The 14,185-nt window shown below is 57.7% G+C and carries 15 protein-coding genes; 13 read left to right on the forward strand and 2 right to left on the reverse strand.

The window, feature by feature from the left end; translation table 11 throughout:
• The first annotated feature begins 80 nt into the window (after positions 1 to 80).
• The 5 genes from pyrG to ispD all read left to right on the forward strand — a co-directional run bounded on the left by pyrG (position 81) and on the right by ispD (position 5,163).
• Entirely contained in the window at positions 81 to 1,712 is a 1,632-nt protein-coding gene (gene pyrG, locus AC3ISI_RS05345) for a CTP synthase (protein ID WP_007949349.1), read from the forward strand.
• Between the two features lie 5 nt (positions 1,713 to 1,717).
• Positions 1,718 to 2,563: a 3-deoxy-8-phosphooctulonate synthase gene (gene kdsA / locus AC3ISI_RS05350; RefSeq protein WP_059407823.1), complete on the forward strand. Its 846-nt coding sequence runs from the start codon at positions 1,718 to 1,720 to the stop codon at positions 2,561 to 2,563.
• Between the two features lie 156 nt (positions 2,564 to 2,719).
• The gene (gene eno, locus AC3ISI_RS05355) at positions 2,720 to 4,009 is read left to right on the forward strand and encodes a phosphopyruvate hydratase (RefSeq protein ID WP_046029212.1); all 1,290 of its coding nucleotides are present in this window, start codon (positions 2,720 to 2,722) and stop codon (positions 4,007 to 4,009) included.
• A gap of 171 nt (positions 4,010 to 4,180) precedes the next feature.
• The gene (gene ftsB, locus AC3ISI_RS05360) at positions 4,181 to 4,459 is read left to right on the forward strand and encodes a cell division protein FtsB (protein WP_452625137.1); all 279 of its coding nucleotides are present in this window, start codon (positions 4,181 to 4,183) and stop codon (positions 4,457 to 4,459) included.
• On the forward strand, positions 4,456 to 5,163 hold the full coding sequence (gene ispD / locus AC3ISI_RS05365) for a 2-C-methyl-D-erythritol 4-phosphate cytidylyltransferase (RefSeq protein ID WP_489335791.1): 708 nt from the start codon (positions 4,456 to 4,458) through the stop codon (positions 5,161 to 5,163). Before ftsB ends, ispD begins: the two co-directional genes overlap by 4 nt.
• Here the strand turns inward: ispD and AC3ISI_RS05370 are convergent.
• Positions 5,160 to 6,056 carry a LysR substrate-binding domain-containing protein gene (locus AC3ISI_RS05370; RefSeq protein ID WP_489335792.1) on the reverse strand — a complete coding sequence of 299 codons (897 nt, stop codon included), beginning with the start codon at positions 6,054 to 6,056 and terminating at the stop codon, positions 5,160 to 5,162. The genes ispD and AC3ISI_RS05370 overlap by 4 nt on opposite strands.
• Positions 6,057 to 6,163: 107 nt before the next feature.
• Between AC3ISI_RS05370 and AC3ISI_RS05375 the strand changes: the two genes are divergently transcribed.
• The 8 genes from AC3ISI_RS05375 (at position 6,164) to rpoS (ending at position 13,309) form a co-directional block, all read left to right on the forward strand.
• Positions 6,164 to 7,276, forward strand: a complete 1,113-nt coding sequence (locus AC3ISI_RS05375) for an S-(hydroxymethyl)glutathione dehydrogenase/class III alcohol dehydrogenase (protein ID WP_007949355.1) — start codon at positions 6,164 to 6,166, stop codon at positions 7,274 to 7,276.
• An 8-nt stretch (positions 7,277 to 7,284) separates the two neighbouring features.
• Positions 7,285 to 8,130: an S-formylglutathione hydrolase gene (gene fghA, locus AC3ISI_RS05380; protein ID WP_489335794.1), complete on the forward strand. Its 846-nt coding sequence runs from the start codon at positions 7,285 to 7,287 to the stop codon at positions 8,128 to 8,130.
• A gap of 53 nt (positions 8,131 to 8,183) precedes the next feature.
• Positions 8,184 to 8,657 (forward strand): 2-C-methyl-D-erythritol 2,4-cyclodiphosphate synthase, encoded by a 474-nt coding sequence (gene ispF / locus AC3ISI_RS05385; protein WP_489335795.1) that lies wholly within the window; start codon positions 8,184 to 8,186, stop codon positions 8,655 to 8,657.
• The gene (gene truD, locus AC3ISI_RS05390) at positions 8,654 to 9,712 is read left to right on the forward strand and encodes a tRNA pseudouridine(13) synthase TruD (RefSeq protein ID WP_489335796.1); all 1,059 of its coding nucleotides are present in this window, start codon (positions 8,654 to 8,656) and stop codon (positions 9,710 to 9,712) included. The genes ispF and truD overlap by 4 nt, the downstream gene beginning before the upstream one ends.
• Complete coding sequence (gene surE, locus AC3ISI_RS05395) at positions 9,700 to 10,449, forward strand: 5'/3'-nucleotidase SurE (protein ID WP_489335797.1); 750 nt, start codon at positions 9,700 to 9,702, stop codon at positions 10,447 to 10,449. The genes truD and surE overlap by 13 nt, the downstream gene beginning before the upstream one ends.
• Before the next feature lie 41 nt (positions 10,450 to 10,490).
• On the forward strand, positions 10,491 to 11,126 hold the full coding sequence (locus AC3ISI_RS05400; RefSeq protein WP_175389049.1) for a protein-L-isoaspartate(D-aspartate) O-methyltransferase: 636 nt from the start codon (positions 10,491 to 10,493) through the stop codon (positions 11,124 to 11,126).
• A 211-nt stretch (positions 11,127 to 11,337) separates the two neighbouring features.
• Positions 11,338 to 12,195, forward strand: a complete 858-nt coding sequence (locus AC3ISI_RS05405) for a peptidoglycan DD-metalloendopeptidase family protein (protein WP_489335798.1) — start codon at positions 11,338 to 11,340, stop codon at positions 12,193 to 12,195.
• Positions 12,196 to 12,301: 106 nt separating this feature from the next.
• Positions 12,302 to 13,309: an RNA polymerase sigma factor RpoS gene (gene rpoS, locus AC3ISI_RS05410; protein WP_027924998.1), complete on the forward strand. Its 1,008-nt coding sequence runs from the start codon at positions 12,302 to 12,304 to the stop codon at positions 13,307 to 13,309.
• A gap of 474 nt (positions 13,310 to 13,783) precedes the next feature.
• On the opposite strand, the gene fdxA is transcribed toward rpoS, so the two are convergent.
• Entirely contained in the window at positions 13,784 to 14,107 is a 324-nt protein-coding gene (gene fdxA / locus AC3ISI_RS05415) for a ferredoxin FdxA (RefSeq protein WP_007949364.1), read from the reverse strand.
• Positions 14,108 to 14,185 lie beyond the last annotated feature (78 nt).

The raw sequence follows: 14,185 nt of genomic DNA on the forward strand, positions 1-14,185 counted from the left end.
GCAGGTGATCGGGGGCTTCGGCCTTCCTTCGCTTTCCCCGGCGGCTCGGACCGCTTTAACGCAGACTTCTAGGGTTTTTCATGACGCGCTACATATTCGTCACGGGCGGTGTTGTTTCTTCATTGGGGAAAGGCATCGCATCGGCTTCATTGGCGGCCATCCTGGAGGCGCGGGGACTTAAGGTCACCATGCTGAAGCTGGACCCGTACATCAACGTTGACCCGGGCACGATGAGCCCGTTCCAGCACGGTGAAGTGTTCGTCACCCACGACGGTGCCGAGACTGACCTGGACCTCGGTCACTACGAGCGGTTCATCCGCACAACCATGACCCAGAACAACAACTTCACCACCGGCCGTGTCTACGAGCACGTGTTGCGCAAAGAGCGCCGTGGTGATTACCTGGGCGCCACCATTCAGGTGATCCCGCATATCACCGACGAAATCAAACGCCGGATCATCAAGGGCGCCGGCGATGCCGACGTGGCGATGGTCGAGATCGGTGGCACCGTGGGTGACATCGAATCGCAACCGTTCCTGGAAGCGATCCGCCAATTGCGTTTCGAAGTCGGCGCCAAGCGCGCGATGCTGATGCACCTGACACTGGTGCCATACATCGCCACCGCCGGCGAAACCAAAACCAAGCCGACTCAGCACTCGGTCAAGGAACTGCGTTCCATTGGCCTGCAGCCAGACGTGCTGGTCTGCCGCTCCGATCACCCGATCGACATCTCTTCGCGACGCAAGATCGCGCAGTTCACCAACGTTGAAGAACGTGCGGTGATCGCGCTGGAAGACGCCGACACCATCTACAAGATCCCGGGCATTCTGCACTCCCAGGGCCTGGATGATTTCGTCGTTGAGCGTTTCGGCCTGCAATGCGGCAGCGCTGACCTGTCCGAGTGGGAGGCCGTGGTTGACGCCAAGCTGAACCCGGAGCACGAAGTCACCATCGCGATGGTCGGCAAGTACATGGAGCTGCTGGACGCCTACAAGTCGCTGATCGAAGCGATGAGTCACGCCGGCATCAGCAACCGCACCAAGGTCAACCTGCGCTACATCGATTCCGAAGACATCGAAAACCAGGGCACTGCGCTGCTGGAAGGTGTTGACGCGATCCTCGTGCCGGGCGGCTTCGGTCTGCGTGGCGTGGAAGGCAAGATCACCGCCGTACAATACGCTCGCGAAAACAAGGTTCCGTACCTGGGCATCTGCCTGGGCATGCAAGTGGCCGTGATCGAGTTCGCTCGTAACGTGCTGGGCTGGAAAGATGCCAACTCCACCGAGTTCGATCGTGCCAGCGGCCATCCGGTCGTGGGTCTGATCACCGAGTGGGAAGACGCTACCGGCGCGGTCGAAACCCGCACCGAATCGTCCGACCTGGGCGGCACCATGCGCCTCGGCGCTCAGGATTGCCTGCTGGAGCCCGGTTCGCTGGTGCACGACTGCTATGCCAAAGACGTCATCGTCGAGCGTCACCGTCACCGCTACGAAGTGAACAACAACCTGCTGCCACAGATCATGGCGGCCGGCCTGAAAATCTCCGGTCGTTCCGGTGATGGCGCACTGGTTGAAGTGGTTGAAGCACCGGATCATCCATGGTTCGTCGCTTGCCAGTTCCACCCGGAGTTCACCTCGACGCCACGCGACGGTCACCCGTTGTTCAGCGGTTTTGTTAAAGCAGCTTTGGTTCAACACCAGAAGAAGGCGTAAGTCCGATGGCTCAGAAGATCATCCGCGTAGGGAATATCGAAATTGCCAACGACAAGCCAATGGTGCTGTTCGGTGGCATGAACGTGCTGGAAAGCCGCGACATGGCGATGCAGGTCTGCGAAGAGTATGTAAAGGTCACCGAGAAACTCGGTATCCCTTATGTGTTCAAGGCCAGCTTCGACAAGGCCAACCGTTCCTCCGTGACCTCTTACCGTGGCCCCGGCCTGGAAGAGGGCATGCGGATTTTCCAGGACATCAAGCAAGCCTTCGGCGTGCCGATCATCACTGACGTCCACGAGCCTGATCAGGCCGCGGTCGTCGCTGAAGTCTGCGACATCATTCAGTTGCCGGCCTTCCTGTCGCGCCAAACCGACCTCGTGGTCGCGATGGCCAAGACCGGCGCGGTGATCAACATCAAGAAAGCTCAGTTCCTCGCGCCGCACGAGATGAAACACATCCTGAGCAAATGCGTGGAAGCGGGCAACGATCAGTTGATCCTCTGCGAGCGCGGTTCGAGCTTTGGCTACAACAACCTGGTTGTCGACATGCTCGGCTTCGGCATCATGAAGCAGTTCGAATACCCGGTGTTCTTCGACGTAACCCACGCGCTACAAATGCCCGGCGGTCGCTCCGATTCCGCCGGTGGTCGTCGTGCCCAGGTGACTGACCTGGCCAAGGCTGGCATGAGCCAGTCGCTGGCCGGCCTGTTCCTCGAAGCCCACCCGGACCCGGACAACGCCAAATGCGACGGCCCTTGCGCCTTGCGTCTGGACAAACTGGAGCCATTCCTGGCCCAGCTCAAAGCGTTGGACGAACTGGTGAAGAGTTTTCCGACGGTAGAAACCGCGTAAACCTCAATTCTCCGGTAAAGTACCGCACGATTTGTTGCTCAGGCCCTCGGGCCTGAGCCTTATCGTCCGCAAGTCTGCCCGCTGCACCTCACTTGCCGACGGTAAAAGATTTCCTCTAGCTGCGTCGTTTTCGTCAACTTTGGAGTGTTTACAACAATGGCAAAAATCGTCGACATCAAAGGTCGTGAAGTTCTCGACTCCCGTGGCAATCCCACCGTGGAAGCGGACGTGCTTCTCGATAACGGCATCATCGGCAGCGCTTGCGCGCCGTCCGGTGCTTCCACTGGCTCGCGTGAAGCACTCGAGCTGCGTGATGGCGACAAGAGCCGTTACTTGGGTAAGGGCGTTCTGAAGGCCGTGGCCAACATCAACGGCCCGATCCGTGACCTGTTGAAAGGCATGGACCCAAGCGATCAGAAAGCGCTGGATCACGCGATGATCAAGCTCGACGGTACCGAAAACAAAGGCTCCCTGGGCGCCAACGCGATCCTCGCCGTTTCCCTGGCCGCGGCCAAGGCAGCAGCACAGGACCAGGATCTGCCGCTGTACGCTCACATCGCCAACCTGAACGGCACTCCGGGTGTTTACTCGATGCCGGTTCCGATGATGAACATCATCAACGGTGGCGAGCACGCCGATAACAACGTCGACATCCAGGAATTCATGGTTCAGCCGGTTGGCGCCAAGTCTTTCTCGGAAGGCCTGCGCATGGGCACCGAGATTTTCCATCACCTCAAAGCTGTTCTGAAGGCCCGTGGCCTGAGCACCGCTGTTGGTGACGAAGGTGGTTTCGCACCGAACCTGGCCTCCAACGAAGACGCTTTGAAAGTGATCTCCGAAGCTGTGGCCAACGCCGGTTACAAGTTGGGCACCGACGTGACCCTGGCACTGGACTGCGCCGCTAGCGAATTCTACGAAGACGGCAAGTACAACCTGTCCGGCGAAGGCCAGGTGTTCACCGCTGAAGGTTTCGCTGACTACCTCAAAGGTCTGACCGAGCGTTATCCGATCATCTCGATCGAAGACGGCCTGGACGAGTCTGACTGGGCTGGCTGGAAAATTCTCACCGACAAAATCGGCGAGAAGACGCAGCTGGTAGGCGACGACCTGTTCGTGACCAACACCAAGATCCTGAAAGAAGGCATCGATAAAAAGATCGCTAACTCGATCCTGATCAAGTTCAACCAGATTGGTACCCTGACCGAAACTCTGGAAGCCATCCAGATGGCCAAGGCCGCTGGTTACACGGCTGTGATCTCGCACCGTTCCGGCGAAACCGAAGATTCGACCATTGCCGACCTGGCGGTGGGCACGTCGGCTGGCCAGATCAAAACCGGTTCCCTGTGCCGTTCGGACCGCGTTTCCAAGTACAACCAACTGCTGCGTATCGAAGAGCAGTTGAACGGTAAAGCCAAATACAACGGCCGCAGCGAGTTCCGCGGCTGATTGCTAAATGGTAAAAAGACACCGGATTGTGTCGAAAAAATCGCAACAGCGATCAATTTGCCACTAATCTGATGCCTTATAAGCACAAGCCTGGTTCTTCCAGGCTTCGTGCTATCAGAAGCTTCAAAGTTTTTGCATGGCTGTCTTTTTTCACTGGAAACCTGATATTCGATGCGCAGTCCCAATTGGTTGTTCCTCGTCTTGCTCTTGTTGCTGGCTGGCCTGCAATACCGCCTGTGGGTAGGTAATGGCAGTCTGGCGCAAGTGGCTGAGCTGACTCAGCAGATCAAGGATCAACAGGCTGAAAACGAAGGATTGCTGGAGCGCAATCGAGTCATGGACGCCGAAGTCAGCGAGCTGAAAAAAGGTATGGAGACCGTTGAAGAACGGGCTCGTCATGAGTTGGGCATGGTCAAGGACGGTGAAACCCTTTACCAGTTGGCTCAATGAATTCCTCGTTACCGGCCTTCTGGGCCGTGATTCCTGCCGCGGGCGTCGGTGCCCGTATGGCCGCAGACCGTCCCAAGCAATACCTGCAATTGGGCGGACGCACAATTCTCGAACACAGCCTCGGCTGTTTCCTTGATCATCCTTCCCTCAAGGGCTTGGTGGTCAGTCTCGCTGTTGATGATCCTTATTGGCCGAACCTGGCCTGTGCTGTCGATTCACGAATTCAGCGGGTTGACGGCGGCGCCGAGCGTTCCGACTCAGTACTCAACGCGTTGCTGCATCTGCATGCGCTGGGTGCTGATGATGAAGACTGGGTGCTGGTTCACGACGCTGCGCGGCCGAATCTGAGCCGGGATGATCTGGACAAGTTGCTGAGTGAATTGGCTGATGATCCCGTCGGCGGGTTGCTGGCGGTTCCGGCACGCGACACCCTCAAACGGGTCGACAAGCATGGGCGGGTACTTGAAACCGTGGATCGCAGCGTGATTTGGCAGGCTTATACACCGCAGATGTTTCGCCTTGGTGCCTTGCATCGGGCGTTGGCGGACAGTCTGGTGGCGGATGCCGTCGTTACCGATGAAGCATCGGCCATGGAATGGGCTGGCATGGCGCCACGGTTGATCGAAGGTCGTTCCGACAACCTCAAAGTTACGCGTCCCGAAGATCTCGAATGGCTTCGTCAGCGTTGGGCCAATCGCCGTTAAGTGGCGTACTCCGGCCGCTCAGCCAACCCTTCCTTCAAGTAATCCACCAACTTGCGCACCTTGGGCGACAGATGCCGTTGCTGCGGATAAAGCGCCCAAACAGCGGTATTCGGCGGTTGATGCGCCTCCAGCAGTGAAATCAATGCGCCGCTTTTCAAATGCTCCAGCACGTAATAGTCCGGCAACTGACACAGCCCCACGCCCTGTAGCGCAGCATCCAGCACCGCTTGCCCACTGTTGCAGCGCCAGTTTCCCTGTACTCGCTGCGAAAATTCCCGCCCGTTCTGTTCCAGTTGCCACAGGTCCGAGCTGCCAATGAGGCAGTTGTGGCGGCTCAATTCCGACAAGCTGTGTGGCCGACCATAGCGTTCCAGGTAGGACGGTGATGCGCACAGGTACATGCGTCGGGGCGCCAGGCGTGTGGCAACCAGTCGCGAATCTTGCAGGCGACCCAGACGGATGGCCAGGTCCAGGCCTTCATGCACCAGGTCGAGCGGGCGGTTGCTCAGTTCGATGTCGACACGCAGTTGCGGGTAGAGCCCCATGAAACGCGTCACTAGTGGCACGATGAATCGCTCGCCGTACGCCACGGCGCACGTCATGCGCAGCATGCCTTTGGGTTCGCTGGTCAGGTCGCCGACCGCTCGCAAGGCTTCTTCGCGACCGTCCTGCAGGCGCTGGCAATGTTGCAGGAAGGTTTGCCCGGCTTCGGTCAGCGTCACCCGGCGGGTGCTGCGGTAAAGAAGGCGGGTCTGAAGGCGCTCTTCAAGGCGTACGATTTGTCGACTGATGTGAGAGGAAGAAACCCCAAGGCGTTCGGCAGCGGCAGTGAATTGGCTGCATTCGGCTACGGCGACGAATTCGTCGATCCCTTCCCAGCGGCTTTCGACCATCGATGATTATCCCTGTATGGCAATAATGTTTTGCTTTTGTCCGGATTATTCATCGTAAGGCGCTGTATTACACTCCCTGTCTCGTTTTTATTCACTGGAGAATCCACATGATCAAGTCGCGCGCTGCCGTTGCCTTCGAGGCCAAGAAACCCCTCGAGATCGTCGAAGTCGATGTCGCCATGCCCAAGGCCGGCGAAGTTCTGTTGCGTGTGGTTGCCTCCGGTGTTTGCCATACCGATGCCTACACCCTGTCCGGTGCGGATCCGGAAGGCATCTTCCCGTCGATTCTGGGTCACGAAGGTGGCGCGGTAGTTGAAGCGATTGGCGAGGGCGTGACGTCGGTGGCAGTGGGCGATCATGTGATCCCGCTGTACACCCCGGAATGCCGTCAGTGCAAATTCTGTCTGTCGGGCAAAACCAACCTGTGTCAGGCGATTCGCGCGACTCAGGGCAAGGGTCTGATGCCAGATGGTACTTCGCGTTTTTCCTACAAGGGCCAGCCAATTTTCCACTACATGGGCACTTCGACGTTTTCCGAATATACCGTGTTGCCGGAAATTTCCGTTGCCAAAATTGCTAAGGAAGCGCCGCTGGAAAAAGTCTGCCTGCTGGGCTGCGGTGTCACTACCGGCATCGGCGCGGTGCTCAATACGGCCAAGGTGAAACCTGGTGATACCGTGGCCATTTTTGGTCTGGGCGGCATTGGTCTGTCGGCGGTGATTGGCGCGGTAAAAGCCAAGGCAGCACGCATCATTGCCATCGACATCAACCCGGCCAAATTCGAGATCGCCAAGCAGCTGGGTGCAACCGATTGTGTGAACCCGAAAGACTTCGACCGTCCGATCCAGGAAGTCATCGTTGACATGACCGATGGCGGCGTCGACTTTTCTTTCGAGTGCATCGGCAATGTGCAATTGATGCGCGCTGCACTTGAGTGCTGCCACAAGGGCTGGGGCGAGTCGGTGATCATCGGTGTCGCCGGTGCCGGTCAGGAAATCGCCACCCGTCCATTCCAGCTGGTCACCGGGCGCGTCTGGCGCGGTTCGGCGTTCGGCGGTGTGCGCGGCCGTACCGAGTTGCCAAGCTACGTCGAAATGGCCGCAACCGGCGAAATTCCGCTGGATACGTTCATCACCCACACCATGGGCCTGGAAGATATCAACAAGGCGTTCGACCTGATGCACGAAGGCAAAAGCATCCGCTCCGTCATTCATTTCTGAGGTCGATCATGAGCCTGGAAAATATTTCCTGCCAGAAAAGTTTCGGCGGCTGGCACAAACGTTACCGGCACCGTTCCGATGTGCTTGGCTGCGACATGGTGTTTGCCGTGTACCTGCCGCCGCAAGCGGAGCAGGGCGGTAAGCTGCCCGTGCTGTATTGGTTGTCCGGCCTGACCTGCACCGACGAAAACTTCATGCACAAGGCCGGCGCGTTGCGCATGGCTGCCGAGCTGGGTTTGATCATCGTTGCGCCGGACACTAGCCCCCGCGGTCCTGATGTGCCGGGTGACCCGGATGGCGCCTGGGACTTCGGTCTCGGCGCCGGGTTCTATCTGAATGCAACCCAGGAACCTTGGTCGCGTCACTATCGGATGCATGACTATGTCGTGCAGGAATTACCGACATTGGTCGAGGCTCATTTCCCGGCGTCGGACAAGCGTGGCATCAGCGGTCACTCCATGGGCGGCCACGGCGCACTGGTCTGTGCCTTGCGCAATCCAGGTCGTTATCAATCGGTGTCGGCGTTCTCGCCGATCAACAATCCGATGGACTGCCCGTGGGGTCAGAAGGCCTTCTCTCGTTTCCTGGGGGAAGACCGTTCGAAGTGGCGCGAATGGGATGCTTGCGCCCTGATCGCCGAGGCTGACGAGAAACTGCCGCTGCTGGTGGATCAAGGTGATCGTGATGATTTCCTCGCCACTCAGCTCAAGCCTGAAGCCTTGCAACAGGCGGCCAAGCTGGCCGGTCATCCGCTGACGTTGCGCTTGCAACCGGGCTACGACCACAGCTATTTTTTCATCGCCAGTTTTATCGACGACCACTTGCAGCATCACGGACGTGCTCTAAGCGCCTAATGTCCGACAAAGCAGGTAGAATCACGCCCTGACAAAAATCGGGGCGTTTTTTTATGCGTATTGGCCACGGCTATGATGTGCACCGTTTCGCTGAAGGCGATTTCATTACTCTGGGCGGCGTGCGCATTGCACACGGCTTCGGGCTGCTCGCTCACTCCGACGGTGACGTCCTGCTGCACGCCTTGAGCGATGCCTTGCTCGGCGCCGCAGCGCTGGGAGATATCGGCAAGCATTTCCCGGACACCGATCCGACATACAAGGGCGCTGACAGCCGGGGGCTGCTGCGTCACGTCGTCGCGATGATCCACGCCAAAGGCTGGAAAATCGGCAATGTCGATAACACCATCGTCGCCCAGGCGCCGAAAATGGCCCCGCATATCGAATCGATGCGCGCGCTGATTGCCGCGGATCTTCAAGTTGAGTTGGATCAAGTGAACGTGAAAGCTACCACCACCGAAAAGCTTGGCTTTGTCGGTCGCGAAGAAGGCATTGCCGTGCACTCCGTTGCCTTGTTGCTGCGCGCATGAACGAATCGCAATTGCTCGGCCCACGGGCCTATGGCGAGGCGCTTGGCACCGCTGTTCTGAAAGCCACGGCAGAAGATTTTCAGGTCGATGAAGTGCTCAATATTCCCCTCAGCGGTGATGGCGAGCATTTGTGGATCTGGGTGGAAAAACGCGGTCTCAATACCGAGGAAGCGGCACGGCGGATCGCCAAGGCGGCGGGCGTGCCATTGCGCACCGTCAGTTATGCCGGGCTCAAGGATCGTCAGGCGCTGACGCGCCAATGGTTCAGCGTGCAACTGCCGGGCAAGGCTGACCCGGATTTGTCCGCGGCGGAAAACGACACGCTGAAGATCCTCAAGACCGGTCGACACAAACGCAAGCTGCAACGCGGCGCTCACTCGGCCAATGGCTTCACCTTGCGCCTGACGCAATTCGCTGGCGACAAAGCGGCGATTGAAGAGCGGCTTCAATTGATCGCCAAGCAAGGTGTTCCCAATTATTTCGGAGCCCAGCGTTTTGGCTTCGACGGCGGTAACGTCGTCGATGCCCGTGCCTGGGCGGCACGCAAAGCGTTGCCGGAGCAGCGCAACGTGCGTTCGCGGCTGCTCTCCACGGCGCGCAGTTTTCTGTTCAATCAGGTGTTGGCGGCACGTGTCGCCGACGGTACGTGGCAGCAAGCCCAGGTCGGTGATCTTCTGGCCTTCACCGACAGCCGCAGCTTCTTTCCGGCCGGTGAAGCGGAGTGCAGCGATCCGCGACTGGCGATTCTCGATCTGCACCCGACCGGCCCGCAGTGGGGTGAAGGTGACTCGCCGGCGACCGGCGTTGTCCATGTACTGGAGCAGGACATCGCCGCTCGCGAAGCGGACTTGCGTGATTGGTTGATTAACGCCGGTATGAGTCACGAACGTCGCATCCTGCGGCTGCCCATTGGTGGGTTGACGTGGCATTATCCCGAGCCTGACATTCTGCAACTGGAATTCGTCCTCCCGGCCGGATGCTTTGCCACTGTATTGGTGCGCGAGCTCGTTGATCTGGTGCCGGTGGGGCAGACGGACAGCCCATGCGTATTCTGATTTCTAATGACGATGGGGTAACTGCACCCGGTCTCGCCGCGCTTTATGCTGCGTTGGCGGATTACACCGAGTGCGTGGTTATCGCCCCGGACCAAGACAAAAGCGGCGCCAGCAGCTCGCTGACACTCGACCGTCCGTTACACCCGCAAACCTTGGCCAACGGCTTCATCAGCCTGAACGGCACCCCCACCGATTGCGTGCACCTGGGCCTGAATGGCCTGCTGGAGCGCCAGCCTGATATGGTCGTTGCAGGGATCAATCTGGGCGCCAACCTGGGTGATGACGTGTTGTATTCCGGCACTGTGGCGGCCGCCCTCGAAGGGCGCTTCCTTGAGTGTCCTTCGTTTGCCTTTTCGTTGGCCTCACGCCAAGTAGAGAACCTTCCCACAGCCGCCTACTTTGCACGAAAGCTGGTCGAAGCCCATGGCGATCTCGACCTGCCGCCACGCACAGTACTGAATGTGAACATTCCCAATTTGCCGCTGGACCATATCCGCGGTATTCAACTGACCCGCCTCGGGCATCGCGCACGCGCTGCGGCGCCGATGAAGGTGGTCGATCCGCGCGGCAAATCCGGTTACTGGATCGCCGCCGCCGGGGATGCCGAAGATGGCGGCCCGGGCACCGATTTCCATGCGGTCATGCAGGGCTATGTTTCAATCACTCCGCTGCAACTGGATCGCACCTTCAATGATGCCTTCAGAAGTCTCGATGGCTGGCTGGAGGGACTGCGCTAATGACCCGTGAACAAGACGATATGCTGCGCCGTGGCATCGGGATGACCTCTCAACGGACTCGCGAGCGCCTTATTCAGCGCCTGTATGAAGAAGGCGTTTCCAACGCCAGGGTGCTGGAAGTCATTCGCCGTACACCGCGACATTTGTTCGTCGACGAGGCGCTGGCTCATCGCGCTTACGAAGACACTGCGTTGCCGATCGGGCATAACCAGACCATTTCCCAGCCCTACATGGTGGCTCGCATGAGTGAGTTGCTGCTGGAGGCCGGTCCCTTGGACAAGGTAATGGAAATCGGTACCGGGTCGGGCTACCAGACGGCCGTATTGTCACAGCTGGTCGAACGGGTGTTTTCCGTAGAGCGCATCAAGGTTTTGCAGGACCGGGCCAAGGAACGCCTGGTGGAGCTTAACCTTCGCAATGTGGTGTTTCGTTGGGGCGATGGTTGGGAGGGCTGGCCAGCCTTGGCGCCTTACAACGGCATTATCGTCACGGCAGTGGCCACTGATGTGCCTCAGGCATTGCTCGATCAGTTGGCGCCGGGTGGGCGACTGGTGATCCCGGTCGGCTCCGGCGAGGTGCAGCAATTGATGCTGATCATCCGCGAAGAGCAAGGCTTTTCCCGACGTGTTCTGGGGGCGGTGCGTTTCGTCCCATTGCTCAACGGGCCACTGGCCTGAGCATTTGTTTTTACGCGCTGAATTCTCTTCGATTGGCCGTGTCTTACAGCGGCATCGATTGGTTAAACGGTATTTATCGTCAGTAGGCAAACGTGTGCGCGGAGCGATTCAGCTTCATTAAAGGTAAAGCCTGTTCAGCCCGTTATACTTGCGACATCTCGAGCCGGACCACGGCGATCCACAATTTCAGCCACCACATAGGGAGCGGCGGGTGAGTCTCACAGTCATTGCGCAGCGTATGAGTACAACGAGCTTTCAGCGCCTGGTGACTGGCCTTGTCTTGAGCACCTTGCTGGTCGGTTGCTCCAGCACCAAGTCGAGTAGCGTAGACGTCGTCGAACGCAACAAGGTTGCGCCGCAACGTCCGGTAGTGACCACAGGTCAGTATGTCGTTCGACCAAAAGACACCCTGTTCTCGATCGCTTTTCGCTACGGTTGGGACTACAAAGCCCTCGCCGCACGCAACAATATTCCTACACCCTATACGATCCATCCGGGTCAGATAATTCGCTTCGATGGTCGCACCGGATCAACGTCGACAGCGGTGGCCAATGCTTCCGATTCTGCGCCTTCGTCATCGCTGAAAACCACGGTAATCCGACGCCAGCCGAATGGCGCAACCACGAGCACAGTGGTGGTTACACCGTCCGTCGCCAGCAAGCCGGAACCCGCTCCGTTACCGCCAGCCGGTCCAGCCCCGACCGGCTGGGGATGGCCATCTAATGGCATTTTGATTGGAAAGTTCTCATCAAACGGTAGTTTGAATAAAGGAATTGATATCGCCGGAGATTTGGGACAGCCTGTTTTAGCTGCGTCTGATGGGACGGTGGTATACGCCGGGAGTGGCTTAAGGGGCTACGGCGAATTAGTCATCATCAAACACAGCGAAACCTACGTCAGTGCCTACGGACATAACCGCAGGCTTTTGGTTCGGGAGGGGCAGCAGGTCAAGGTCGGACAGACAATTGCCGAAATGGGGTCAACGGGGACAGACCGGGTGAAACTGCATTTTGAGATTCGCCGCCAAGGTAAACCTGTAGATCCGCTGCAATTCCTGCCACGCCGTTGATTTGTTAGCCAGCTTGTTCCGTCACGTAGAGGGAACAAGCTCCAGCGTTGCCAAGGATAAAGGCGTCGCTTGAGCTTGAGGTCGAACTCACCAAAGGACTATAACAATGGCTCTCAGTAAAGAAGTGCCGGAGTTTGACATCGACGATGAGGTTCTCCTGATGGAGACCGGCATCGCCACGGATTCGATGTCGAATGATGAAGGGGCAGCTCCACCTTCCGTTCGTGCTAAATCCAAACACTCCGCTTCGCTGAAACAACACAAGTACATCGATTACACGCGTGCACTTGATGCCACGCAGTTGTACCTCAATGAAATCGGTTTTTCCCCATTGCTCTCTCCGGAAGAAGAAGTTCATTTTGCGCGTCTGTCGCAAAGTGGCGATCCGGCCGGGCGCAAGCGCATGATTGAAAGCAACCTGCGGCTGGTGGTGAAAATCGCCCGTCGTTACGTCAATCGTGGGCTGTCGCTGCTGGACCTGATCGAAGAGGGCAACCTCGGCTTGATCCGGGCAGTGGAGAAGTTCGACCCTGAACGCGGCTTCCGCTTTTCGACCTACGCAACCTGGTGGATTCGTCAGACCATCGAGCGCGCGATCATGAATCAGACCCGGACCATCCGGTTGCCGATCCATGTGGTCAAGGAGCTTAACGTGTACCTTCGGGCTGCCCGGGAGCTGACGCAAAAACTCGATCACGAACCCTCACCCGAAGAAATCGCCAACCTGCTGGAAAAACCGGTGGGAGAAGTCAAGCGCATGCTCGGCTTGAATGAGCGGGTTTCTTCGGTCGACGTCTCGCTGGGTCCGGATTCGGATAAAACCCTGCTGGACACCCTGACTGATGACCGTCCAACCGACCCCTGTGAGCTGCTTCAGGATGACGACCTGTCCCAAAGCATCGATCAATGGCTGTCGGAGTTAACGGACAAACAACGCGAAGTGGTGGTACGCCGCTTCGGCTTGCGCGGACACGAGAGCAGCACGCTTGAAGACGTAGGCCTGGAGATCGGCCTGACCCGGGAGCGGGTCAGACAGATTCAGGTGGAAGGCCTGAAGCGTCTTCGGGAGATTCTTGAGAAGAACGGCTTGTCGAGCGAGTCGCTGTTTCAATAAGCGATAGGCTCAACTGGCAGTAAAAAACCCCGCTCGGTTCGGGGTTTTTTATTGCCTGTAAGGTGGGTGAGGATTGCCGCTGGTTTGTCGTCTTGCTCTGTAAGTCTTCGCTTACTCTTTCGTAAGTATTCACTATTTTAACAGTGGGCTAGTTGTACATTTCCCTACGCAGCTAAATTCTATCCATATGATTTATATGCATATTTAATTTTGTTAAGAGTTTATGACACAGGTTTTTGACGAACCAGTCCCATTGCTCTTGGCAGGGAACTCTCTAGTATTTAAACGGTGTTGACGGACAGACACGCCCTTCAAGGATGAGGGGGGACGGACATCGCAGGAGGCGATTCATCAGGACGATGAAAAGGAACACAGGGAATAGGGAAAAAATGTGGGCGGGTCAAACCGCCCCTTTTTTTGCCTCAAGAAAAGCAAAAAGGCCCGCGAGGGGCCTTTTCAGGAGCGCGCGGTAAATCAGCGTTCGAGGTCTTTGATCTTGCCTTTGACGCCATCCCATTCTTCAGCGTCTGGCATCGATTCTTTCTTCTCAGTGATGTTGGGCCAGATTTCGGCCAGTTCAACGTTCAGCTGAATGAATTCCTGCATGCCTTCCGGTACTTCATCTTCGGAGAAGATGGCCACGGCAGGGCATTCTGGTTCGCACAGTGCGCAGTCGATGCACTCATCCGGGTGAATCACCAGGAAGTTCGGGCCTTCGTAAAAGCAGTCCACCGGACAGACTTCTACGCAGTCGGTGTACTTGCACTTGATGCAGTTGTCGGTGACGACGAAGGTCATTTCTAATTTTCTCCTCAGGCGGCGGCAGCGGAGCCCCTTCACGTTGGGGTCGCCAGGTTTGGGAGCGATAGTCTGCTG

The sequence above is a fragment of the Pseudomonas sp. GL_139_B genome (assembly GCF_057834475.1).

What these genes read in the sequence shown, in the direction of transcription:
- surE (WP_489335797.1), top strand. Translation starts at nt 9,700, where the DNA reads ATGCGTATTCTGATTTCTAATGACGATGGGGTAACTGCACCCGGTCTC.
- AC3ISI_RS05400 (WP_175389049.1), top strand. Translation starts at nt 10,491, where the DNA reads ATGACCTCTCAACGGACTCGCGAGCGCCTTATTCAGCGCCTGTATGAA.
- ftsB (WP_452625137.1), top strand. Translation starts at nt 4,181, where the DNA reads ATGCGCAGTCCCAATTGGTTGTTCCTCGTCTTGCTCTTGTTGCTGGCT.
- truD (WP_489335796.1), top strand. Translation starts at nt 8,654, where the DNA reads ATGAACGAATCGCAATTGCTCGGCCCACGGGCCTATGGCGAGGCGCTT.
- ispD (WP_489335791.1), top strand. Translation starts at nt 4,456, where the DNA reads ATGAATTCCTCGTTACCGGCCTTCTGGGCCGTGATTCCTGCCGCGGGC.
- pyrG (WP_007949349.1), top strand. Translation starts at nt 81, where the DNA reads ATGACGCGCTACATATTCGTCACGGGCGGTGTTGTTTCTTCATTGGGG.
- kdsA (WP_059407823.1), top strand. Translation starts at nt 1,718, where the DNA reads ATGGCTCAGAAGATCATCCGCGTAGGGAATATCGAAATTGCCAACGAC.
- fdxA (WP_007949364.1), bottom strand. Translation starts at nt 14,107, where the DNA reads ATGACCTTCGTCGTCACCGACAACTGCATCAAGTGCAAGTACACCGAC.
- ispF (WP_489335795.1), top strand. Translation starts at nt 8,184, where the DNA reads ATGCGTATTGGCCACGGCTATGATGTGCACCGTTTCGCTGAAGGCGAT.
- AC3ISI_RS05370 (WP_489335792.1), bottom strand. Translation starts at nt 6,056, where the DNA reads ATGGTCGAAAGCCGCTGGGAAGGGATCGACGAATTCGTCGCCGTAGCC.
- eno (WP_046029212.1), top strand. Translation starts at nt 2,720, where the DNA reads ATGGCAAAAATCGTCGACATCAAAGGTCGTGAAGTTCTCGACTCCCGT.
- AC3ISI_RS05375 (WP_007949355.1), top strand. Translation starts at nt 6,164, where the DNA reads ATGATCAAGTCGCGCGCTGCCGTTGCCTTCGAGGCCAAGAAACCCCTC.
- rpoS (WP_027924998.1), top strand. Translation starts at nt 12,302, where the DNA reads ATGGCTCTCAGTAAAGAAGTGCCGGAGTTTGACATCGACGATGAGGTT.
- fghA (WP_489335794.1), top strand. Translation starts at nt 7,285, where the DNA reads ATGAGCCTGGAAAATATTTCCTGCCAGAAAAGTTTCGGCGGCTGGCAC.